The sequence below is a fragment of the Methylorubrum suomiense genome (assembly GCF_022179765.1).
Classification (GTDB): Bacteria; Pseudomonadota; Alphaproteobacteria; order Rhizobiales; family Beijerinckiaceae; genus Methylobacterium; species Methylobacterium suomiense.
The window spans coordinates 41,716-63,553 of sequence record NZ_BPRE01000009.1 but is presented as its reverse complement, the minus strand read 5'-3'; the positions used below and the strand labels follow the sequence as shown (position 1 = coordinate 63,553).

18 protein-coding genes are annotated in these 21,838 nt (G+C 67.7%); 12 read left to right on the top strand and 6 right to left on the bottom strand.

All coding sequences use genetic code 11. The features are described 5' to 3' along the window. The first annotated feature begins 311 nt into the window (after positions 1-311). Together MFF26_RS15370 and MFF26_RS15365 are read left to right on the top strand one after the other, a co-directional pair. Positions 312-1,127 carry a DNA-binding protein gene (locus tag MFF26_RS15370; RefSeq protein WP_373324481.1) on the top strand — a complete coding sequence of 272 codons (816 nt, stop codon included), beginning with the start codon at positions 312-314 and terminating at the stop codon, positions 1,125-1,127. 32 nt (positions 1,128-1,159) lie between these two features. Further along, positions 1,160-2,644, top strand: a complete 1,485-nt coding sequence (locus MFF26_RS15365; RefSeq protein WP_137827357.1) for a M48 family metalloprotease — start codon at positions 1,160-1,162, stop codon at positions 2,642-2,644. Positions 2,645-2,942: 298 nt separating this feature from the next. On the opposite strand, the gene MFF26_RS15360 is transcribed toward MFF26_RS15365, so the two are convergent. After that, positions 2,943-4,421 (bottom strand): methyl-accepting chemotaxis protein, encoded by a 1,479-nt coding sequence (locus MFF26_RS15360; protein WP_137827358.1) that lies wholly within the window; start codon positions 4,419-4,421, stop codon positions 2,943-2,945. A gap of 328 nt (positions 4,422-4,749) precedes the next feature. On the opposite strand from MFF26_RS15360, the gene MFF26_RS15355 reads away from it, so the two are divergent. The 3 genes from MFF26_RS15355 to MFF26_RS15345 all read left to right on the top strand — a co-directional run bounded on the left by MFF26_RS15355 (position 4,750) and on the right by MFF26_RS15345 (position 8,427). Beyond that, positions 4,750-5,667 carry a glycosyltransferase family protein gene (locus tag MFF26_RS15355; RefSeq protein WP_137827359.1) on the top strand — a complete coding sequence of 306 codons (918 nt, stop codon included), beginning with the start codon at positions 4,750-4,752 and terminating at the stop codon, positions 5,665-5,667. Next, positions 5,664-6,608: a glycosyltransferase family 2 protein gene (locus MFF26_RS15350; RefSeq protein ID WP_238308165.1), complete on the top strand. Its 945-nt coding sequence runs from the start codon at positions 5,664-5,666 to the stop codon at positions 6,606-6,608. The genes MFF26_RS15355 and MFF26_RS15350 overlap by 4 nt, the downstream gene beginning before the upstream one ends. Before the next feature lie 85 nt (positions 6,609-6,693). Continuing rightward, positions 6,694-8,427, top strand: a complete 1,734-nt coding sequence (locus MFF26_RS15345; protein WP_137827360.1) for a sensor histidine kinase — start codon at positions 6,694-6,696, stop codon at positions 8,425-8,427. Between the two features lie 132 nt (positions 8,428-8,559). Here the strand turns inward: MFF26_RS15345 and MFF26_RS15340 are convergent, their stop codons facing one another. Further along, positions 8,560-9,456 carry a hypothetical protein gene (locus tag MFF26_RS15340; protein ID WP_137827361.1) on the bottom strand — a complete coding sequence of 299 codons (897 nt, stop codon included), beginning with the start codon at positions 9,454-9,456 and terminating at the stop codon, positions 8,560-8,562. Between the two features lie 274 nt (positions 9,457-9,730). Here MFF26_RS15340 and MFF26_RS15335 point away from each other — a divergent pair, with 274 nt between their 5' ends. The 4 genes from MFF26_RS15335 (at position 9,731) to MFF26_RS15320 (ending at position 13,348) form a co-directional block, all read left to right on the top strand. Next, positions 9,731-10,330, top strand: a complete 600-nt coding sequence (locus MFF26_RS15335; protein WP_137827362.1) for a superoxide dismutase — start codon at positions 9,731-9,733, stop codon at positions 10,328-10,330. 356 nt (positions 10,331-10,686) lie between these two features. After that, a complete protein-coding gene (murJ, locus tag MFF26_RS15330; protein WP_137827363.1) occupies positions 10,687-12,216 on the top strand; it encodes a murein biosynthesis integral membrane protein MurJ in 1,530 nt (509 codons plus the stop codon). A 31-nt stretch (positions 12,217-12,247) separates the two neighbouring features. Further along, positions 12,248-12,922 carry a haloacid dehalogenase type II gene (locus MFF26_RS15325; protein WP_137827364.1) on the top strand — a complete coding sequence of 225 codons (675 nt, stop codon included), beginning with the start codon at positions 12,248-12,250 and terminating at the stop codon, positions 12,920-12,922. 81 nt (positions 12,923-13,003) lie between these two features. Continuing rightward, positions 13,004-13,348 (top strand): hypothetical protein, encoded by a 345-nt coding sequence (locus tag MFF26_RS15320; protein ID WP_137827365.1) that lies wholly within the window; start codon positions 13,004-13,006, stop codon positions 13,346-13,348. Positions 13,349-13,408: 60 nt separating this feature from the next. Here the strand turns inward: MFF26_RS15320 and MFF26_RS15315 are convergent, their stop codons facing one another. The 3 genes from MFF26_RS15315 to tlpA all read right to left on the bottom strand — a co-directional run bounded on the left by MFF26_RS15315 (position 13,409) and on the right by tlpA (position 17,169). Further along, positions 13,409-15,178 carry a carbamoyltransferase family protein gene (locus tag MFF26_RS15315; RefSeq protein ID WP_137827366.1) on the bottom strand — a complete coding sequence of 590 codons (1,770 nt, stop codon included), beginning with the start codon at positions 15,176-15,178 and terminating at the stop codon, positions 13,409-13,411. Positions 15,179-15,272: 94 nt separating this feature from the next. Further along, a complete protein-coding gene (nhaA, locus tag MFF26_RS15310) occupies positions 15,273-16,469 on the bottom strand; it encodes a Na+/H+ antiporter NhaA (RefSeq protein WP_137827367.1) in 1,197 nt (398 codons plus the stop codon). Between the two features lie 52 nt (positions 16,470-16,521). Continuing rightward, on the bottom strand, positions 16,522-17,169 hold the full coding sequence (gene tlpA, locus MFF26_RS15305) for a thiol:disulfide interchange protein TlpA (protein ID WP_137827368.1): 648 nt from the start codon (positions 17,167-17,169) through the stop codon (positions 16,522-16,524). Positions 17,170-17,211: 42 nt separating this feature from the next. Here tlpA and argH point away from each other — a divergent pair, with 42 nt between their 5' ends. The 3 genes from argH to MFF26_RS15290 all read left to right on the top strand — a co-directional run bounded on the left by argH (position 17,212) and on the right by MFF26_RS15290 (position 19,841). After that, a complete protein-coding gene (argH, locus tag MFF26_RS15300) occupies positions 17,212-18,603 on the top strand; it encodes an argininosuccinate lyase (protein ID WP_137827369.1) in 1,392 nt (463 codons plus the stop codon). 97 nt (positions 18,604-18,700) lie between these two features. Continuing rightward, positions 18,701-18,988: a hypothetical protein gene (locus tag MFF26_RS15295; RefSeq protein WP_137827370.1), complete on the top strand. Its 288-nt coding sequence runs from the start codon at positions 18,701-18,703 to the stop codon at positions 18,986-18,988. 127 nt (positions 18,989-19,115) lie between these two features. Continuing rightward, on the top strand, positions 19,116-19,841 hold the full coding sequence (locus tag MFF26_RS15290) for an invasion associated locus B family protein (RefSeq protein ID WP_238308164.1): 726 nt from the start codon (positions 19,116-19,118) through the stop codon (positions 19,839-19,841). Positions 19,842-19,914: 73 nt separating this feature from the next. On the opposite strand, the gene MFF26_RS15285 is transcribed toward MFF26_RS15290, so the two are convergent. Then, complete coding sequence (locus MFF26_RS15285; protein WP_238308163.1) at positions 19,915-21,795, bottom strand: S9 family peptidase; 1,881 nt, start codon at positions 21,793-21,795, stop codon at positions 19,915-19,917. Between the last annotated feature and the right edge of the window lie 43 nt (positions 21,796-21,838).

The following is a 21,838-nucleotide window of genomic DNA, read 5'->3' as shown; positions in this document are numbered from 1 at the left end:
CCTTACATTCCCGCAAAACCTGCGGGCTCCCGTTGCTGCCAATTGCGATGCTCACAAGGCGCGACGATCACCCGACGCGGGAAAAGCGTGGCCGTTGCCGGAATTCAAACTGGTGTGGCGCCTCCGCCTCACCCAGGATTCTGGGCTACCGCGATGCGCTGTGGCCGGTCCGCAGCAGTGGTAGCGAAAGAAGCGAAGCGACCCGATCCTGCCCCGTTCCGGGCGGGATCCGTCACGATCATGGCGCCCAACCGCAACGAGGCATAACAGAGACGCGCGCTGTGAACTGCCTGCCCGCCCCGATGCCCCGGATGACGTCCGGCCGGATCGACAGCGCCCCTCCGTGCGGGCGCAGCAGCCTCTTTCTGCTGGCCGCCTTCTGCGCTGCGTCGCCCTCGGGGGTGGTTGCGGCGGACGAATCCTGTCGAGCCGGGCCGGCGTGGGTGGATCGGCTCGCCGGCCTCGGGCCCCGCGGCGAGTTGATCTTCGCATCCGGACAACGGGCGGTGCTGTCGGATGCGCGCTGGACCGATGACCCCGCGGTCGAGGCCAGCGCGCGCACTTGGCTGCTCAACTTTCGCGAGAAGCCGCTCATCCTGACCGAGCGCGGCAGCGCCGACCGCTGGGGCCGCCACCGAGTCGATGCGGTCAGCGATGGCGGCGAGCCGGAGGATCTTGCGGGAGGGCTGATCGCGGCGGGCCTCGCTTACGCCGATCCCGGCGAGGCGGATCTTCTCTGCCGTCCTGGCCTGCGGAGCCTCGAAGCGGCACCGCGCGCGGCCGGACTCGGGATATGGACGGGGGGCCCGATCGAGGCCGAAGATGCGGCGGCGCTCACGGCGCGAGCTGGACGCTTCACCGTCGTGGTGGGACGGATCCTCCATGTCGGTGAACGCAGCGCCCGGACCTATCTCGACTTCGCTCCCCGGGGAGCGCAGGGCCTCACCGTGACCGTGCAGAAACGCACTTGGCGCCGGTTGGCCGATCATGGTTTGTCTGCGGCCACGCTGAAGGGACGCTTCGTGCGAATCCGCGGTATGGTCGAGATGGGTCGGGGGCCGGTCATCGACCTGACGGGCCGGGACGCGATCGAGGTGGTCGAGGGGGAGCAGGCGCTGCGGCGCTGAACGGCATGACGGGGGATCGGCACAACGGATCGATGCGGCAAGCACGCCGTGAGGATCGGCTCGTGGCGGGCCGGTTCTCCGCGCATGCCTTCATAATCGGGCTCGTGGCCTTCCTCTCGGCCTGCGCCGCCGATCAGACGGGAAGCGTTCTGACGCCCGCCACGATTAGGGTACCGGAGCAGGCCCCCAAGACCACAGGCCGCGTTCGCATCGGCGACGATGCGGACCATTCCAAGCTCGTCGCCTCCTTCGGCGGTGAGTACAGGGCGCCGGCCGCCCACAAGCTCCTCACCGAGGTCACCGAGCGGCTGGTGCGCGCCAGCGAGCGACCGGACGAAGCCTACGCGGTCACCCTGCTCGATTCGCCCGTCGTCAACGCCTTCGCCCTCCCAAGCGGCCGCCTCTACGTCACCCGCGGGCTGCTCGCGCTCGCGACCGACACGTCGGAGGTGGCGGCGGTGCTGGCGCACGAGATTGCCCACGTGACGCTGCGCCATGCCACGGCCCGCAGCGAGATGGCGTTGCGCTCGCAACTCGTCAGCCGCGTCGTGGCCGACGTTCTGAACGATCCGGTGACCGGCGCGCAGCTCGAAAACCAGTCCAAGTTCACCCTGGCCCGGTTCTCCCGCGAGCAGGAATTCGAGGCCGATACGAGCGGCGTACGCGTGCTGGCCCAGGCCGGCTACGACCCGTTCGGTGCGAGCCGCTTCCTGGAGGCACTCAACCGCACCATGGCCCTCAAGACCGGCAACGGCAACGCGGCCGAACCGGACATGCTCGCGACCCACCCGGCCACGACCGAGCGCATCGCCCTCGTGACCCGCGCGGCGCGTCGCATCGGCGCCCCCGGTCTCGGGGTGGACGAGCGCGCCCGCTACCTCGCGGCCATCGACGGGCTCGCCTACGGCGACAATCCCGGCGACGGCATGGTGCGGGGCCGCCGCTTCCTGCATCCGGGCCTGCGCATCGCCTTCGAGGTGCCCGATGCCTTCGCCATCGAGAACACCCGCAACGCCGTGCTCGGCACGACCCCCGAGGGCAGCCGCCGCCTGTTGTTCGATCAGGTCGAGGCCAGCGCCGATCGCGGTCTCGAAGAGGTGCTGCGCGCCACCTGGAACGACGCCATCGATTCGACTTCCGTCGAGAACCGTATCATCGGCGGGCATCCGACCGTGACCGCTCTGTCGAAGGGCAAGGACTGGACTTTCCGCCTCGCGGCGATCCGCGTCGGCGAGACGACCTACCGTATGATCATGGCGGCCAAGGGCGCGACCGACCCCGATCCGGCCTTCCGCCGATGGGTCGAGAGCCTGCGCCCGATCGAGCCGGAGGAGGCAGCGAGCCTCAAGCCCGCCCATCTGCGTATCGTCATCGCGGCGCCCGGCGACACGGTGGAGAGCTTCTCCCGCCGCATGGTGGCGCCGGACCGCGCCACGGACCGGTTCCTCGTCCTCAACGGTCTGGAACGGGGCGCGAGTGTGAAGCCGGGACAGAGCTACAAGCTGATCGTCGAGTAAGTTTCCTCGACGCCCCCTGTGGCGGCGGGAATGAATGGAGCGAACCTACCCGCTTACGTCCACATCCCAATCACAGATGAAGAATGGATATGGGACGGCAACGCCACTCATTCATCGACTCATCTACACTCCCGGTCCGGTCGAACTTGTCAGAGGTGACGGAACACGACACCCGCCGAGGACGCACCGAACGGCGTCCTCTCCCACCGAGAACTTGATCAGAATTGTGCTGCGCGACGCGATGGCAGGGGGCGCTCGGCCCATCCGACTATCTTCGCCGCGCCTAGGGGGCGGTGCGTCACGCGATCTTGCGCGCGACTTCCCGCACCTGACCCGTGGCCGCATCGACGTTGCGGGTTGCACCGGCAATCAACTCGACCGCACCGGCGATACTGACCGCTTCGCGCGAGGCCGTCTGCATACTGCTCGAGATCTGGCAGGTGATGGCCGATTGTTCTTCGACCGCGGAGGCGATGGTCGCCGAGACGTCGTTCAAAGTTCGAATCATCTTCTGAATGGCATCGATCGCGGAAACCGCGTCTTTCGCCGCCTGTTGCGTCGCCGTGATTTGCGCACGAATCTGGTCCGTCGCCCGCGCGGTCTGCTCGGCCAGAGTCTTCACTTCGGAAGCGACCACGGCGAATCCCCGGCCCGCCTCGCCGGCCCGAGCTGCCTCGATGCTGGCATTGAGTGCCAACAGGTTGGTCTGCGCTGCGATACCCTGAATCATCAGAACGACGGCGCCGATCTGCGCCGTTTGATCACTCAGGCTCCCGATGATGGTCCCCGCATGTTCGGCCCGCTGGACCGCATCCTGCGCCATCTGGGCCGCGGAACTGACCTGCTGGCTGATTTCGCCGACCGAGGCCGAGAGCTCTTCCGTGCCAGCCGCGACCGCTTGGATCTCGTCGGACACCCGACCGATCGTGCGGGCCGCCTCGCCGGTTTGTTGGGACACGTCCACCACGGCCGATCCGATGGCGTCGAGATCGGTGCTGATCGCGCGCTGTGCCTCGGCTCGAAGCTGGCGCTCGCGCACCTGGGCGGTGACGTCGGTGGCGAATTTCACCACCTTGACGACACGTCCGTTCGCGTCCGTGATCGGATTGTAGCTTCCCTGGATGTAGATGTCCCGCCCGCCCTTCGCGATACGGCGGAACTCGGCCGAGTGATACGATCCCTGCGCGAGCGACGTCCAGAAGGATCGATAGGTTTCCCCGGCCTGCTCGGCCGGATCGACGAACAGGTTGTGATGACGACCCTGGATCTCCTCTGCTCGGTAGCCTACCGCAGCGAGGAAATTGTCATTGGCTTCCAGGATCGTGCCGTCGGGGGTGAAGGCGATGATGGCTTGCGACCGGTTTAGTGCCGCGATCTGACCGGCGACATCGAGATTCTGGCGCTTTTGTTCGGTGATATCGGTCGCGATCTTGATAATCTTTACGACATTGCCAGATCGATCCCGCACGGGATTGTAGCTCGCCTGCATCCAGATCTCGCGGCCGTTCTTGCCGATGCGCTTGAATTCGGCAGATCGATTGGCCCCACGACACAGCGCCGCCCAGAATTTTCTATAGTCATCGCTGCCGGCATAGGACGGCTCGAGGAAAAGGCTGTGATGTAAGCCTCTCACTTCACTGAGATCATAGCCTACGGCCGCGAGAAAATTCGCGTTGGCAGTAACGATAATTCCGTCGAGAGAAAACTCGATCATGGCTTGCGAGAGATTGAGCGCGTCGTACTTGGCGCGGACATCGTCGTGGAAGCGTCGAATCATGATGATCCGTCTCGGGCTGAAACATCGCGTGCTCAGTTACGCTGATTTTTTATAACATTTGATAAATTTCCCGACGTGTGAAATTTCGCTTCCCTTAAGCGGTCATGCACCATGCTTTCCAAGGAGGGGTCGCGTGCCATGGGGGTGATGCGAACGATATCCCCTCAGGGAGGGTGCCGCCCCTCGGCTTGAGAGTTCGGCTGACGAACGATTCTCGGTTGGTGTTCCGATAACCGTGGGCTAGCGCCCATCGAGCTGCGAAGCTTGACGGTCAGCCCCGTGCCCACAACTCTTGTCTCACTGGCCGGACCGTCGCAATGGGGGCGCTGTGTCGTCCTCTGATTCCCTCTCCAGCACCGCCGTCGCGGTGGTCTTCTTTCGCCCCTCGACGGCGCAGGTCGTACGGGTCGCGGAGCGCTTCGGCGGGCGGATGCCGATCTTCGTCTTCGACAACGGTGGCATCCCGCCCGATGCCCTGTCGCAGCTCGGCACGACGCCGGGTGTGGTGCGATTGGGCGAGGGCCGTAATCTTGGCATCGGAGCCGCGCTCAACCGGCTGGCCGAGGCCGCCGCCGCAGCCGGTTTCCGCCGCCTGTTCCTACTCGATCAGGACGCCGACACCTCCCCGGATACGGCCCGCGCGCTGGGCTTCGCCCTGGACCGTCTGGCCGGTGCGATGAAGGGGCAAGCGCTCGTTCCCGCCCTCATCGGTCCGGCCGCCGCGCCCAATCCCGGCCACAAGGCACCGCGCTATCCGTTGAGACCGCGCACGCCCCCCATCGGTGCCCTGCTGCCGGTGGAGTTTCTGGCGACCTCCGGCTCGCTGCTCGACCTTGCGGCCTTCGACGTGATCGGGCCCTTCCGCGAAGACTTCTTCATCGATGCGGTCGATCTCGAATGGTGCTTCCGCGCCTGGGCGCGGGGCTTTGCCTGCTGGATGGACCCGGCCACCGCGATCCCGCACAGCGTCGGGCGCGGTACGATCCGTTCCCGCTTCCTGCCGCTGGCGATGCCGGATCAGCCGGCCTTTCGCATGGCCGTCTACGTGCGCAACACCACCTATAGTTGGCGCCTGCCGCACGTGCCGACCCGCTGGAAGCTCAAGCAGATGGCTTACCTCCCCGCGCAGGTCGGGCTCTACTGGGGCCACCACGGCTTCGATCCGCGCCTGTTGGTCCGCCTCCTGAAGGCCGGGGCGGCGGGATTGCTCGGGCGGCTCGGTCGACCCGCGGACGCGCCGCCGTGACGCCTCTCGACATCGTCATCGTCAACTGGAACGCCGGGTCGCAACTGGCGGCCTGTCTTGCGAGCCTGGCGGACTGCCGAGATCCTGCATCGCTGCGCGTGGTCGTCGTCGACAATGCCTCGTCCGACGGCTCGGTGGACGCTCTGGCGCTACCGTACCTCGAACGGCGCGGCCTTGCCGTGACTGTGCTGCGGAATGCCGACAATCTCGGCTTTGCCCGGGCCTGCAACCAGGGTGCCGCCCTCGGCTCCGCCGACGCGATCCTGTTCCTCAATCCCGATACGGAGGTGAGCCGTGATGGGATCGCGCAGGCCCGCGCGGTGCTGGACGCACAGGGCCGCACGGGGATCGTCGGCGCACGGCTCGTCGATGAGGCCGGGGAGACCCATCGCACCTGCGCGCGCACGCCCACCGCCGCCAGCCTCGTCGCACACACCCTGTTTCTCGACCGCCTCTTTCCGAGACTCGTCGCGCCGCATTTCCGGCTCGACTGGGACCACGCCGACACGCGGCCCGTCGATGCGGTGATGGGGGCTTTCCTGATGATCCGCCGCTCGCTCTTCGCGCGGCTCGGCGGCTTCGATGAGCGCTTCTTCGTCTATTGGGAGGATGCCGATCTCTGCACCCGGACGAATGCGGCGGGCTTTCACGTGTGCCATGCCGCACAGGCCGTGATCCGCCACCGCGGCCAGGGGACCACCGAGGCCGTGAAGGATCGGCGCCTGTTCTACTTTCTGCGCGCCCAGGCGCTCTATGCCGAGAAGCATTATGGACGGGTCGTTTCGTTCGGCGTTCTCGCAGCGGCTTTCGTCGTGAACCTGCCGGTTCGGTTTGCACGCGCCCTGCTCCGGGGTGGTTCCGGTGACGCGGGCGCCGTCTTCAGGGCCGGGCGGATGTTGGCACTCAGCCTGCCCAAGCTGTTGACCCGGCGGCCAAGTTAGGGCTTGCCTCCCCCGTGGCCTTGCCGGTCGCCGTGCCCTCGGCCATGCTGGTGGAAGCGGCCGGGGCTGCTGAACGGGGAACGGATTGCTCGAACGGGCGGACCAGGGTTCTCGATCGCCGGATGTGTCGCCCGGCCTCTACCGGGCTGCCTTCGAGGCTGCGCCGGTTGGACTCGCGATTCTCTCGCCCGATCGCCGGACCATCCGGGCGGCCAATCCGCGTCTCTGTCGCTGGCTCGGGCTCGAACTCGGTAGCCTCGACGGTCAGTCAGCGACGTCCGTGCTGGACGGCGCGCTCGCCATCGAAGCCGGAATCCACCGCTGGCGGCGCGCCGATGGCACCGGTATCGATCTGCGCCTGTCCCTCTCGGAGGGGGCGGGTGGCGAGACGGTGGCGGTGGCCGAGCCGGTCGATGCCGATGAGCTGGTCCGGGCCGAGCAGAATCGCGATGCCTTGACCGCAGCCGGCCTCGGCGAATGGCGCTGGGACCTTGAGACCGGCGAGATGGCCTTCTCACGCAGGGCGGCACAGATCCTCGGCTACGCGCCGGGTCGCTCCGTGACGTGGGCGGCGATGCGCGAGCGGATCGACCCGGACGAGGCGGAGCGCATCGGAATCACCGTCGCCGAAGCGATCGCGGAACGGCGCCCTTACGAGTTTCAGACGCGCTTTCGTCGCGCTACGGACGATTCCGAGATCTGGATCGGGGCCCGCGGAGAGGCGCTCCTGTCTCCGGACGGTGCGCCGATCGGCATCGTCGGTGTGGTTCAGGACATCACCACACGGGTCGAAGCGCGCGCCGCTTTGGCCGAGCGCGAGGAGCGGCTGCGGGTCGCCACCACGGTCGCCAATCTCGGCATCTTCGAATGGCACGTCCTCGATGATCGGGCGACCTGGGAAAACGATCGGATGTTCGCCCTATTCGGCCGGCGGCCGGAAGAGGGCAGCATCGGCAAGGCGACCTTTCTGAAGGAGATCCTGCACCCCGACGATCGCTCGATGTTCCGTCAGGCGATCGTGCGGGCGTTGCGGGACGACACGATCCTGCACGCCACCGGACGCATCCGCCGCCACGACGACGGCACGTGGCGCACCATCGATATGGCGGGCCGGTTCGAGCGGAGCCGCCCCGGCTCCTTGCCCCGGCGTCTGATCGGCGTCGTTGCCGACGTGACCGATCATTATCAATCCGAGGAGCGGCGGAGCCTGCTCATCCGCGAATTGCATCATCGGGTGAAGAACACGCTGGCCACGGTTCAAGCGATCGTGGGCTCGACCGCGCGCACCGCGACCAGCATCGACAACTTCCACGAAGCCTTCGTCGGCCGCATCAAGTCCCTCGCGCATACTCACAGCGTGCTGACCGAGGCGACGTGGCAGACCGCGAATCTGCGCGACCTGCTCGCCTCCGAGCTGATGCCCTACACCGAGAGCGAGACGGAGACTTCTCCGGATCTGCGCATCGCCCTGGACGGTCCCCCGGTCGATCTGCCCTCCGACATCGCGGTGCCAATCGGCATGGCGATCCATGAGCTGACGACCAATGCGGCGAAGTACGGCGCCCTTTCCACCGGGCGCGGGCGCGTCGCCATCACGTGGAGCGTCGAGGCGGGCATGCTGCATCTCGACTGGCGCGAGAGCGGCGGCCCCGCCGTCGCGCCGCCGACCCGCCAGGGCTTCGGTTCACGCCTCCTGCAACGAGTTCTGACGACGCAGGTCCAGGCGAAGATCACCACGGATTATGCGCCGGAGGGCTTCCACCTGACGCTCGCCGCGCCCCTTCCGGAGCGAAACCCGGCGCTCAATCCGCTGGCGTGATGGGGCGTGAGACGCGAGCGGCGCTGTCGTGTTCGTTGAGACGTTTGGTCCATCGAGTCGATCGCGGCAACCGAACCCAGACCTTGACCCTGCAACGGCTTGAGCCGCGGCGGGCTACAAGTCACGAAGTGCTCAGGCTGCCCCGCGGGCCTCTTCGCCGCCCGCATTGACGAAGCTCTTGAGTTCATCGAGCGAGCCGAAGGTGAATCGGCCCCGCGGCGTGTCCGCCTCGATCGACCCGTCTGAGAACATCACGTAGGTGTTGGCGCCCGACGAATAGCTGCCCACCGCGTGGCGTTCGGACTCTTCGTCAGAAGTGTGAACGCCTTCCGCCGTCGCCTCTGTCGACTTCCCGTCGTCAACCTTGGTTTCGGGCTGCTGTGCCACGGGGGACGAAGCTTCCTCGGCCGGCAGATCGAGCGCCGGACGCAGGCCCAGGCCCTCGGCGGTGGGCAGGCTCGGTTCCGGCTTGGTGTTCGGCGTGGAGACTTTCTCCACGGCGTAAACTTCGTCGTCTGGCTGGACACGCTGGGGAGCCTCAGGCTCCGGCAGGAGATCGGGCAACAGCGGCTCGACCTCCCTCGAAGCCGCGGCAGCCGGCTCGGGATCCTCGAAGACGGGCTCGCTGCCCCGTCCACCGGACCGGGTGGCACTCAGAGCGCCGAGGCCTGCCAGCCCGGCCGCGCCGGCCATCGGCCCTGCGGGAGCAGCCGAAGACCCGACGGACGGCGTGGCGAGAGGGGGATCGTCGGGGGCGGCGAGCCAGGACGGGGCTTCGGTCATGCTCGGCCCGGCGCTCGGCTGCTGAAAGCCTTCCTCGCGCAGGCCGATGATCGCCCGCTGCACCCGGCGCAGCCGATCGACTACCGCCGAAAGGCCGAGCAGGATGACCCCGGCCGATGCCGCGGTCGATCCACCGATCACCATGGCGAGGCCGCTCTCCAGGCGCACGTAGGGAAAGCCCTGAACCACGGCGGCCACGCCGCCGAGAATCATAACGAGACTGAGCGCGAGCAGCGCGACGACCATGGCACTCTCGAATGACTGTCGCGGGCGGCAGGGAGCAATAGGATAACCCCCGGAACCCGCATTGCAAAATTCGCGGCGGACGTTGCACGGTCAAATCGGGCGTTTCCGCGGCTTCGCCCCTATTCTCCCACAGTTCGCGGCGCCACCGGTCGTTGCCGATCCCGAGGGATCGACTTACCTACCCGGCGTCGCCTCGCCGGCCGCGCACCGGGCCCGTCCCCCGGTACGCCCTTCGACCCACGCCCGTGAGGCCCGGATAACTCAGGAGACCCGCATGACGTTCACCCTGCCGGAGCTGCCCTACGCGTACGACGCGCTGGGGCCCTACATGTCGAAGGAAACCCTCGAGTTTCACCACGACAAGCACCACAAGGCCTATGTCGACACCGGCAATAAGCTGCTGGAAGGCACGGACCTCGCCGGCAAGAGCGTCGAGGAAATCGTCAAGGCGAGCTACGGCACGAACCAAGCGCTATTCAACAATGCCGGCCAGCACTTCAACCACCTCCATTTCTGGAATTGGATGAAGCCCAATGGCGGCGGCCAGCCCCCGGCGGCCCTCGCGTCGAAGATCGACGAGGATCTCGGCGGCTACGAGAAGTTCAAGGCCGATTTCATCCAGGCTGGCGTCGGTCAGTTCGGCTCCGGCTGGGCCTGGCTCGCGGTCAAGGACGGCAAGCTCGTCATCCAGAAGACCCCCAACGGGGAGAACCCGCTGGTCCACGGCGCGACCCCGATCCTCGGCGTCGACGTGTGGGAGCATTCCTACTACATCGACTACCGCAACCGCCGTCCCGACTACCTCAAGGCGTTCATCGAGAACCTCGTGAACTGGGAGTATGTCGAGAAGCTGTACGGCGAGGCGAAGGCCTGATCGTCTCCGTCTAAACCATCTTTTCCGGGCCGTCCCATCCGCGATGGGGCGGCCCTTTTCGTGCGGGGCGTGGCGCGGTTGTCATTGCCCCGGGTCGACAGGACGCCTTACTGCCTACAGCAGGCGGCCGCTTCGGGATCGGTCAATCGACCTATCCCCCTCATCCTGAGGTGCCGCGAAGCGGCCTCGAAGGAGGGCTCCAGAGATCGCGCGTGATCTGGAGCCCTCCTTCGAGGCTTTTGCTTCGCTGCGGCACCTCAGGATGAGGGGGGGGATGATTGGATTGGCGCTGCCGATCCGGCCGCCAATCATTCAAGCGATCTTCGACGGCTCGCATAGGATCGACTCCCAAACGCATGATCCGCTCGATCCTCTCCGTCGGTGGCTGGACGCTCATCTCGCGGGTCACCGGGTTTGCCCGTGACGTGGTCACGGCCGCGGTGATGGGTGCGGGGCCGATCGCCGATGCCTTCGTCGTCGCCTTCCGCCTGCCCAACCATTTCCGGGCGATCTTCGGTGAGGGCGCATTCAACACCGCCTTCGTGCCCGCCTATGCGCGGCTGGAAGAGGCGGGCGCGGCGGGCGCGGCCAAAGGCTTCGCCGATCGCGTCTTCACCCTGATGTTGCTCGTACAGGTGGCGCTGCTGGCGGTGGCCTTGCCGGCGATGCCCTGGATCGTGCGGGCGCTGGCCCCGGGATTCGCGGACGATGCCGGACGCTTCGCGCTGGCCGTCGATCTCACGCGCATCACCTTCCCCTACCTGCTGTTCATGACGCTGGTGACGTTGTTCTCCGGCATCCTCAACGCCCATCGCCGCTTCGCCGCCGCCGCCGGCGCGCCGGTGCTGCTCAACCTCGCCATGCTCATGGCCCTGGCGCTGGCCTTCCTGTTTCCGAACGCGGCCTACGCCGCCGCCTGGGGCGTGTCGGTGTCGGGCGTGCTGCAATTCGGTCTCGTGTGGTGGGATGCGCGGCGCGCGGCCTATGCACCCCGGCTGGTGCGTCCGACCCTGCGCGATCCGAACATGGTCCGCTTCTTCAAGGTGCTCGGTCCGGCCGTGATCGGATCGGCCGGGTTTCAGATCGCGTCGTTCGCCGACACCATCATCGCGAGCTTCCTACCGGTCGGTGCGGTCTCGGCGCTCTATTACGCGGATCGCCTGTATCAGCTTCCCTTCGGCGTCATCGCCATCGCCGCGGGCACCGTACTCCTGCCGGAGATGAGCCGCCGGCTCGCGGCCGGCGATGCCGTCGGGGCCCACGCGGCCCAGAACCGGGCGGCGGGCTTCTCGCTAGCGCTCTCGGCCCCCTTCGCCGTTGCCTTCCTGACCTTGCCGGGCCCGATCATGGCCGCCCTGTTCCAGCGTGGCGCCTTCACGGCCGAGGATGCGACGCGCGCCGCGGCCGTGCTCGCGGCCTATGGTCTGGCCCTTCCGGCCGTGGTGCTGCTGCGCTCGATCGTAGCGAGCTTTTACGCCCGGCAGGACACGAAGACGCCGCTTTACGCCTCACTGACCGGCATCGCCGTCAATGTCGGGCTGAAAGTCGTGCTGACCGGTCCTTACGGGGTTGCCGGTCTCGCGCTGGCGACCGCCATCGGCGCGTGGATCAACCTGGGTCTCCTCTATACCCTGGCCCTCCGGCGGGGCTGGACCGCGCCCGGACGCACGCTGCTGGTCACCGTCGGGGTGGTCGCCGGTGCGAGCGTCGGCCTCGGCCTGCTGGCGATCTACGGTTTCCCCTTCGTCGAGCGGATCGTACCGGAGCTTCCCCATTTCCGCGGGGTCGCGGTGCTCGCGCTGGTCGGGATGGCCGGAGCGCTCGCCTATGCCGGTGTCCTGCTGGTCGCGCTGCGTCTCTTCGGCGTGCGTTTGCGCCGCAGGTAGCCATCCCTCACCGTCACCACAGATGTGCGGCATGGCCCAAACCGATCTCCTCGCCGGCAAGACCCACGCCGTTTTCGACGCCTACGGCACGTTGTTCGACGTGCATTCGGCGGTCTCCCGTCACGCAGGGGCCATCGGCCCTCAGGCGCAGCCCCTGTCCGAGCTGTGGCGCACCAAGCAGCTCGAATACAGCTGGGTGATCGGTTTGATGGGACGCTACACGCCGTTCTGGACTCTGACCGAGCGGGCGCTCGACTTCGCCCTCGCCACATATCCCGACGTCGATCCGGCCCTTCGCGAAACCTTGCTCGTCGCCTATCGCGACCTCGATGCCTATGGCGAGGTGCCCGACACGCTGACGCGGTTGCGCGATGCCGGGCTGAAGACCGCCCTGTTCTCCAATGGCAATGCGGCGATGCTCGAGAGAGCGGTCGCCTCGGCCGAACTCGGCGATCGGCTCGACGCGGTGCTGTCGGTCGATCCGGTTTTGACCTTCAAGACGGCACCGGCCGCCTACCAAATGGTGCTCGACCGGTTTGGAGCCGCGCGGGAGGACGTGCTGTTCTTTTCGTCGAACCGCTGGGATATCGCCGGAGCGACGGCCTTCGGGTTCGATGCGGTCTGGGTCAACCGGAAGGGCCAGCCGGACGAGTATCCGGACCTGCCCCCGCGGGCAGTGGTGTCGGCTCTCGATGACGTTATCTGAACGGCAGCATAAGGGCGCGTTCGCCATTCCTTAAGCACGGTCAAGCTAGCGTGGCGGCACGTTTCCCGGAGGTATGTTCCCGTGCCCGCGTCGTCCGTCTCCGTCCTCGCCCGGAAGGGCGCTTACGCGGCGCTCCTCGCCGCCGCCCTCGTTTCCACCGCCCCCGCTTCGGCCCGCGACGGCCGCAACGGCGCCCTCATCGGTGGTGCCGCTGCCGGTGTCGTCGGCGGCCTTGCCCTCGGTGCCCTTCTGAACGGCGCGCCTCCTCCGCCCCCCCGTCCGGCCCCGCGCCCGGTCTATGTCGAGGAAGAGCCCATCTATGTCGCCCCGCCGCCGCGCCGGGGCCCGATCTGCCACTACGAGCGGCGCAAGCAGTGGCTTAACGAAGACGAGTACACCTACAAGAAGGTCGAAGTCTGCGAGTGACGCTAGCCGGACCGGGACGCCGGAAGGCGGATCGGAGAGAGTTTGAATGGGCGTCCGCTTCTAAGCGGGCGCCTTTTTCGTCAGGATCCAGTCCTCGACCACGACGGCGTCGAGACCGGTCGTGTAGAACATCAGGATCGCGTCCTCCGCCGTGTGGAGGATCGGCTTTCCCATGATGTTGAAGCTCGTGTTGAGCAGGATCGGGACGCCGGTCAATTCCGCGAAAGCGGAGATCAGCGAGGCGTAGAGCGGGTTGCGCTCGGCCGTGACGCTCTGAAGCCGGCCGGTGCCATCTTCATGCACCACCGCCGGCACGCGTGCCCGCACGGCGTCGCGCCAGACCAGGGTGCGCTCCATATACGGGCTGTCGGCATAATCCTCGAACCAGTCCGGGCCGGCCTCGGCCAGGATCGACGGCGCGAAGGGGCGAAACCCCTCTCGGTACTTCACCTTGGCGTTCAAGGACTCTTTGGCATTTGCCGGTCGCGGGTCGGCCAGGATCGAGCGGTTGCCCAGTGCTCGCGGCCCGAATTCCGCCCGCCCCTGCACCCACCCGACGAGACCGCCCGCTGCCAGGATCCGGGCCGCTTCCCGGATCACACCGTCGTGCCCGAGGCGGCGGGCGCGGGGTTCGCCTTCCGCCATACGCTCCAACGGCTCGGTCGAGACGGTGGAGCCGAGATAGGGCGTGAGCGGGCGCATCTGCGCCTTCGGGCCCATCCAATCGGGATCGTCCTCGGCCAGGGCCAACCAAGCGGCGCCGACGGCGTTACCGTCATCGGCGGGGGCCGAGGGTACGTGCAGGCGCTCGAAGCCCGAGCGTGCGAGCACCCGGCCGTTATAGGACGAGTTGAGGCCGCAGCCGCCGGCGATCACGAGATTTTCGGATGGGGCCAGCGCCCAGGCCTCCGCGACGAGTGCATCCATCAACTCGGAAAAGATGTCCTGGCCGCACCGGGCGAGATCGGCCCAGCCCTGCTCATCGAGATCGACCGGCCGACGCGCCAGCACCGCCGCGGCGACGGCCTGCACGGTCTCGGCATCGGCGAATCGGATGCGGCCCTCCTCGATCGTGAAGAGACGACGCAGCAGGTCCATGAGAGCCGGATCGGTGCGTCCATAGGGGGCGAGCCCCATGATCTTCCATTCCTCGCCCTTGATCTGATCGAAGCCGGCCAGATCCGTGATGAGCCCGTAGAGGAACCCGACCGAGCCGCGCCCACGATGGCGCCGAACCTCCTCGATGCGGCCGTCCTTCAAGCGATAGATCTCCGCCGCGCCGGTCTCGCCCATGCCGTCGACGACGAGAGCGGTCGCCTCCGCGAACGGGCTCCCCCACAGGGCGTAGGCGGCATGGGCCCGATGGTGCGCGTAGCGCCGCTGTCCGGCGATCGTCGCCCGGGGCCTGCCGCCGAAACCGCGGGTCTCGTTGTCGAGCGCCAGCATCGTGCCGTTGCCGGCCCGCGCCTGCATGGCGTGGAGATCGGCGATGAAGACGCGTTCGGCGCGCTCCGGCACGAAGGAGCGGTTGAGGGTCGATGGGTGAGCCGCCAGGGCCGTGAGATCGAAGGCGCCGGAGGCCGCTTGGCCCTTCAGGAACTCGGAAAATTGTTCGCCCCAGGACGAGGCGATGACGAGCTCGGCGCCTTCCGGCACGTAACGCTTCAGAAGTCCGGCCATGCGCGTGCCGGGATCAGGCTCGCAATTCGGCGCACGCTTGTATTGCAGGTAACGCTCGGCGGCTTCAGCGAACAAGACCGTGCCGTCCGGCCCGATCAGGGCGAGCGCCGGATCGTGGAAGGTCGTCGCGAGGCCGAGGTAGTAGCGCATGAAGGCCGGGCTACACCCCGCCGAGATGCGCCGCAACGCCGCGAATAGCCTGCTCGACGAGCAGGCTCGCAGGCGCAACGCGTCTTATCAGGGGTTAAACGCGCTCGCGCGCCGTCCTTCGCGCAAGAAGAAGCACCCCTGCCCCGACGATTCCGGACAGCAGCGACCCGCCAAGCACCCCGAGCTTGGTCTCGGTCTCGTGCAGGCCATCGGTGAAGGCGAGCCCGCCGATGAACAAGCTCATGGTGAAGCCGATGCCGCACAGGAGCGCGACGCCGTAGATTTGCGGCCAGCTCGCACCCGACGGACGGGTCGCGAGGCCGGTCGCGACGGCGAGACGCACGGCGGCGAAGATGCCGGCCTGCTTGCCGAGGAACAATCCGAGCGCGACACCGAGCGTCACCGGATCGAGGAGCGCGCGCGCGGGCAGGCCAAGAAGCGTCACGCCGGCATTGGCGAAACCAAAAACGGGGACGATCAGGAACGAGACCCAGGGGCTCAGGCCGTGCTCCAGCCGATGGAGCGGCGAGGTCGTGTCCTCCGGCCGGCCGGGGCTCGGACGGATCGGGATGAACAGGGCGAGCAGGACGCCGGCCACCGTGGCGTGGACGCCGGAGCGCAGCACGAAGAACCACAATGCCAGCCCGGCCGCCAGATACGGCAGGAGGGTTCGGACGCCGAGGCGATTGAGGGCGAAGAGGAGCGCCAGCACACCCGCAGCGGCGGCGAGCATCGTGATGTCGAGGCTGCCCGTGTAGAACAGGGCAATGATGATCACCGCGCCGAGATCGTCGACGATGGCCACCGCCGACAGGAAGACCTTGAGCGAAATCGGCACGCGCGGGCCGAGCAGGGCGAGCACGCCGAGGGCGAAGGCGATGTCGGTGGCGGCGGGAATGGCCCAGCCGCGGGCCGTCGCGCCACCGGCATTGAAGGCGAGGTAGACGAGAGCGGGTGCGATCATGCCGGCGGCGGCGGCCAGCCCCGGCAACACCCGGTCGGGCCAGGTGCGCAAGCGTCCGTCCAGGGCCTCCCGCTTGATCTCCAATCCGACCATCAGGAAGAACACGACCATCAGGCCGTCATTGATCCAGTGGAGCAGGCTCAAAGGCCCCAGGTGGAGATGCAGGGCGTGGTGATAGCCCTCGGCCAGGGGCGAATTGGCGACGGCGAGCGCCGCCGCGGCGGCGGCCATCAGCACGATCCCGCCCGCCGCGTCGTTCGTCAGGATCGTTCGGATTGCCGAGAGCGGACGCGACCGCGGGCGCAGGGCGGAAGACGGATCGTTCATGTCGCTTCGTTGCCCGTCCCCGGCCGGCGCCGCAACCCAGCGCTGATCAAGATCAGGCGCCCTGACCGAGCGCGGCGCGGATCAGGCCCTTGCCCTCCTCGCCCGACCATTCGGCCGGGCCCTTCATGACGCCGAGCACGCAGCCTTTCGCGTCGATCAGCATCGTGGTGGGGAGGCCTGTCGAGCCGGCGGCGGATTGCAGGGCGGGCAGGACCTTGCCCTCCGGATCGCCGTAATAGGTCAGGTGGGCGATGGCGTTGGTCTTGAACCAAGCGGGCGGCTTGTCGAGATTGCGCGTCTCGACATTGATCGCCACCACCTGGAACCGGTCACCGCCCAACTCGGCCTGAAGCCGATCGAGGGCCGGCATCTCCGCCTTGCAGGGGGCACACCACGTTGCCCAGAGATTGACCAGCAGCAGTTTCGATCCGAGGGCGGAGAGGTCGCTCGGAGCGCCGTCCGGGCCCTTGAAGCTCAGCGCCGGAGCTGGACGCGGGGTCGGCCACGCCTCGAAGGCGGCGACCGAACCGCGGGCATGGGGGGCGATTCGGGCCGCGACCGGCGCGGCCTGCGCACAGGGACCGGAGGGAGCGACGCCCACGAGGTTGCCGAGGTTCGAGCCCGTCCCGTATAGGGCGAGGCCGCCGAGGAGCGCGGCGGCGAGGCCGCCGGCGATCAGGAATTTCGGGTTTGCCCTCACCGGCAATCTCCCGTGCGCGCAGTCGAGAAGGTGGAACGGGCCATGAGCAACCGGATGTGGGGCGGGCGCTTCGCGAGCGGCCCCGCCGAGATCATGGAGGAGATCAACGCCTCCATCGGGTTCGACCGGCGCCTCGCGCCCCAGGACATCCGCGGTTCGCTGGCGCATGTCGCGATGCTGGGAGCGCAGGGCATCCTGCCGGCCGACGATGTGGCCGCGATTTCCGACGGGCTCAAGTCCGTCGAGGCCGAGATCGCGCGTGGCGAATTCGCCTATCGCCGCGAGCTCGAGGACATTCATATGGCGGTGGAGAGCCGCCTGACCGAGATCGTCGGACCGTCGGCGGGGCGCCTTCACACCGCCCGCTCGCGCAACGACCAAGTCGCCACCGACATGCGTCTGTGGGTGCGCGACACCCTCGACGCCCTCGACGCCCAGGTCGCCGAGTTGCAGCTTGTCCTGGCGGAGAGCGCGCTGCGCTTCGCCGGCACGGTGATGCCGGGCTTCACCCACCTGCAATCGGCCCAGCCGGTCACGTTCGGCCATCACTGCCTCGCCTATGTCGAGATGCTGGCCCGTGACCGGGGCCGGTTCCGCGATGCCCGCACCCGCCTGAACGAGTGCCCCCTCGGTGCCGCTGCGCTTGCCGGGACCTCCTTCCCGATCGACCGGCACGCCACGGCCGCGGCGCTCGGCTTCGATCGGCCGACCGCGAACTCCCTTGATTCGGTGGCCGATCGCGACTTCGCGCTGGAATCGCTCGCCGCCGCCTCGATCTGCGCGGTCCACCTCTCGCGCTTCGCCGAAGAGCTGGTGGTGTGGACCTCGGCGCAGTTCGGCTTCGTGAAGCTGTCGGACCGCTTCACCACCGGCTCGTCGATCATGCCGCAGAAGCGCAATCCGGACGCGGCCGAATTGGTCCGGGCCAAGGCCGGCCGGATCATCGGCGCCATGACCGGCCTGCTCATCGTCATGAAGGGGCTGCCGCTCGCATATTCCAAGGACATGCAGGAGGACAAGGAGGGCACGTTCGATGCGCTCCAGTCGCTCTCGCTGTGCTTGGCCGCGATGACCGGCATGGTCCGCGACCTCGAACCGGTCACCGAGACGCTGAAGCGCGCGGCGGGCTCCGGCTACGCCACCGCCACCGATCTGGCCGATTGGCTGGTGCGGGAACTCGGCATGCCGTTCCGACAGGCCCACCACGTTACCGGTCGCGTCGTGGCCGCTGCGGCCGAGCGCGGCGTGGGACTGGAGGAACTGCCGCTCGCCGAGATGCAGGCCATCGAGCCGCAGATCACGGACGCCGTCTTCGCCGTGCTCGGCGTCGAGAACTCCGTGGCGAGCCGGACGAGCTACGGCGGCACGGCACCGGACAACGTCCGGGCACGGGCACAGGCGTGGCTCGAGAAACTGCAAACTGTGGAGAAGTAGCCCCGGCTCGGCGGGAACGGGCACGGAAAATGCCGCGTTCATGAAACGGCTAGGTAAGCTTGGCTATCCGGCCGCTCGTACCCGCGGAGCCCCGTCGATGAACGTTGAGAGCTGGATCACGGTCGAGGAAACCCCTGTGCTGGCGCAGGCAGCGAGGGAGGCGATCGACGCCCGCCTCGCCCGGCTCTCCGACACCGAACGTGATGCGTTCTGGGCATCGATCCGCAAGGCGTACAACACCCCCTACAACGACCCGGTGAAGAAGCCTGCGGCACCCAAGCCCGTCGAACCCGTTCCGACGGTCGAATTGCACCTCCCCGAGGTGGATCTGCCGGCTGCGGCCCTGGCCTCAGCCGCGCTGTCGGCGGAAATCCGGGCGGTCTGATCGTACCGGACGCGGCGGTTTTTGCGTTGATCGCCACCGGCGGGACTTCCCTGTACCGCCCATCGCCATCATGCTGCCGCGAGAGAAGGCGACCGGAACCGCCCGTTCGTCCGGAACCCTGAGTGAGATGACGCGGCCGATTATCCCTTTCCTGCCCGTCTCGGGTCGGTGCCTGCCCGCCCTGCCGGTCCTCCTGGCGCCCTGGATGATCGCCGCCGGTGCGATGCTCGTTCCGGCGCCGGTCGAGCCGGCCTTCGCTCAGGCTGCGGGCGAAGCCCCCGCCGCCGAGGCCGCCCCGGAGGAAGGCCGCCGCGGACGCCGTGCGCGGCGGCAGCCGAAAGCCAGTCCCAAGAACAGCGCGCTGCCCCCCGGCATGCAACAGGCGGTCCCGCTCGCGGTCTTCGGCGATTGGAACGTGTTCACGAACGGCGGCCAATCCCGCGACAAGCTCTGCTACGCCATCGCGCAACCGACGGCGCGGAGCCCCAAATCCCTGGCCCGTGATACGGGTTACCTGTTCGTCTCCCTCGCCAAGGGCGGTGCGCAGAGCGAGATCGCGGTGATGCTCGGCTTCAAGCCGAGACCTGCGGCCGCGCAGGCCAAACCCGGTGCGGCGGCCGCGCCGAGCGACCCCTATCTCACCGTCGGCGCGAATCGCTACGGCCTCGTCGTCAAGGACGAGAACGCCTGGATCCAGAATCAGGCGGAGGAGCCACGCATCGTCGCCGAGATGAGTCGTACCCAGACCGCGACGGTGCGCACGACCTCGCAGCGAGGCAACCCGACCCAGGACGAGTACGCCCTCGGCGGTTTCGCCGAGGCGCTCAAGCGGGCACGGGAGGAGTGCAAGTAGCGGCGGGCGGCAGACCCGCCCGCTTTCGGGTGTCAGGTTGACCGGCAGCGAGTGCAGTCGTCGGGGCGAATTCCTATCCCTCCCGGAGAACCTGAACCGAGGACCCCGTCGCCTCGCTCTCCTGAATCGGCTCGCACAACCCGCCGAGATGGCGGGCCAGGAAGGCTTCGGCGCGGGCGAAGAAGGCGAGGCGATTTGCCGGGCGGACGAGGCCGTGGCCCTCATCCGGGTACAGCAGGTAGGTGACCGGGATGCCGCTTTGTTTGAGGGCCGCGATCATCTGATCGGATTCGGCCTGCTTGACCCGCGGATCGTTCGCGCCCTGCACGATCATCAGCGGCGCGCGGATCCGGTCGGCGAAGTAAACCGGCGACTGGTCGCGGATCAGCGTCATTCCGGCTTCGGTGTCGGGATCGCCGATGGCGCGGTGAAGCTGTGCCCGCATCGCCTCCCAATAGGGCGGGATCGTCCGCACGAGGGTTTCGAGATTGGACGGTCCGACCAGATCGATGCCGCAGGCATAGGTATCGGGATTGCGCGCAAGGCCCATCAGCGTGGCATAGCCGCCATAGCTGCCGCCCATGATCGCCACCCGTTTCGGATCGGCCACACCCTCCGCCACTGCCCAGGCGACGGCGTCGAGAAGGTCGTCGTCCATGGCCCGGCCCCATTCGCCGTCGCCGGCATTGAGGAACGTCTTTCCGAAGCCGGTCGAGGACCGGAAGTTGACGCTCAAGGCCGCGTAGCCGCGATTGGCCAGCCATTGATGCATCGGGTCGAAGCCGAATCCGTCGCGCGCCCATGGCCCGCCATGGACGAGGAGGACCATCGGCCCCGGCCCGTCCGCACCGAGGGGACGAGTCAGATAGGAGACGAGGTCGAGCCCGTCGCGGGAGCGGATCACAGAGGGCTGCATCGGCGCGAGCGGCGCGCCGTCGAGTTCCGGGCGGGCGCTGCCGAGGGGCCGCAGCGTCTTCGCCGTTCGGTCGTAGAGTAGGGCTTCCCCGATCCGCGTGTCGGAGAAGGTGACGACGATCCAGAATTTGTCGTTTTCGCTCCGGCTCGACGGATAATAGTCGCCGAGTCCCTGGCCTTCGAGGAAGCTGAAATCCTCGCGGAAGCGCTCGTCTAGCACGTGCCAGGAGCGACGGGCATGGGTGACCGAGTAGGCGATCGGCTCGCGGGTTTCGATATCGAGCAGCACCGTGCCGATATCGGCCTCGTCATGGGCGGCGATGGTGCGCAGCGCGCCGCTCTCAAGATCGATCTGTGTCAGCGCCGCGGTGTCGCGACCACGGCTGTCACGGCAGAAAAGGAGGTTGCCCGCCGTGTTGAGATTCTCGGCGCCCGAGCCGCGGGCATCTTCGGCGGAGAATGTCAGCCAGCGCTTCCAGGACTCGCCCTCCCGGATCAGAAGATTGCTCGACCCGTCCCGACGATTCTCCGCGGCAAACCGAACGGCGTAGCTCTCGTCGATCAGAAAGCCGACGAAGCCCGGATTCTGGACGACGAGCTGGCGCTCGCCCGTCGCTAGATCGACGCTGTGCAGGTCGTGGAAGCGCGCGTCGCGATCGTTGAGGGCGAGCAAGACCCGGTCGCGGACGATGCGGCTCATGCCGACAATGCCGGCAGCGATGCCGGGATAGGGGGTCAGGTCCCGATGCGCGCCGGATTCGAGGTCGGCAGCGAAGACGTGGTAGTTCTCGTCGCCGTCGGCATCCTGAACGTAGAGCAGGTGGCGACCATCATAGGCGAAGCCGAAGGTATCGACGGCCCGGCGCCGGTCGCGCGTCACCGGTGCAGCGGCGTCGAGATCGTCGAGCGGCGCCGACCAGATGTTGAGCACCCCGTCGAGGGGCGCGACCCAGGCGAGGCGCTTCCCGTCCGGGCTGATCTGATGGCCGTACCGCGTCGGGTTGCCGAACAGGTGCTGGCGCGGAATCAGATCGACCATGGCGTCTCCTCGCGGGGCTTATGCCGCCCCGCGGGGAAACGTA

Excerpts from the sequence above, each read along its gene's own strand:
- MFF26_RS15290 (WP_238308164.1), top strand. The coding sequence starts at position 19,116 with ATGACGCGGCCGATTATCCCTTTCCTGCCCGTCTCGGGTCGGTGCCTG.
- MFF26_RS15365 (WP_137827357.1), top strand. The coding sequence starts at position 1,160 with ATGCGGCAAGCACGCCGTGAGGATCGGCTCGTGGCGGGCCGGTTCTCC.
- MFF26_RS15295 (WP_137827370.1), top strand. The coding sequence starts at position 18,701 with ATGAACGTTGAGAGCTGGATCACGGTCGAGGAAACCCCTGTGCTGGCG.
- MFF26_RS15325 (WP_137827364.1), top strand. The coding sequence starts at position 12,248 with ATGGCCCAAACCGATCTCCTCGCCGGCAAGACCCACGCCGTTTTCGAC.
- MFF26_RS15370 (WP_373324481.1), top strand. The coding sequence starts at position 312 with ATGACGTCCGGCCGGATCGACAGCGCCCCTCCGTGCGGGCGCAGCAGC.
- murJ (WP_137827363.1), top strand. The coding sequence starts at position 10,687 with ATGATCCGCTCGATCCTCTCCGTCGGTGGCTGGACGCTCATCTCGCGG.
- MFF26_RS15340 (WP_137827361.1), bottom strand. The coding sequence starts at position 9,456 with ATGGTCGTCGCGCTGCTCGCGCTCAGTCTCGTTATGATTCTCGGCGGC.
- MFF26_RS15335 (WP_137827362.1), top strand. The coding sequence starts at position 9,731 with ATGACGTTCACCCTGCCGGAGCTGCCCTACGCGTACGACGCGCTGGGG.
- argH (WP_137827369.1), top strand. The coding sequence starts at position 17,212 with ATGAGCAACCGGATGTGGGGCGGGCGCTTCGCGAGCGGCCCCGCCGAG.
- MFF26_RS15360 (WP_137827358.1), bottom strand. The coding sequence starts at position 4,421 with ATGATTCGACGCTTCCACGACGATGTCCGCGCCAAGTACGACGCGCTC.
- nhaA (WP_137827367.1), bottom strand. The coding sequence starts at position 16,469 with ATGAACGATCCGTCTTCCGCCCTGCGCCCGCGGTCGCGTCCGCTCTCG.
- MFF26_RS15315 (WP_137827366.1), bottom strand. The coding sequence starts at position 15,178 with ATGCGCTACTACCTCGGCCTCGCGACGACCTTCCACGATCCGGCGCTC.
- MFF26_RS15285 (WP_238308163.1), bottom strand. The coding sequence starts at position 21,795 with ATGGTCGATCTGATTCCGCGCCAGCACCTGTTCGGCAACCCGACGCGG.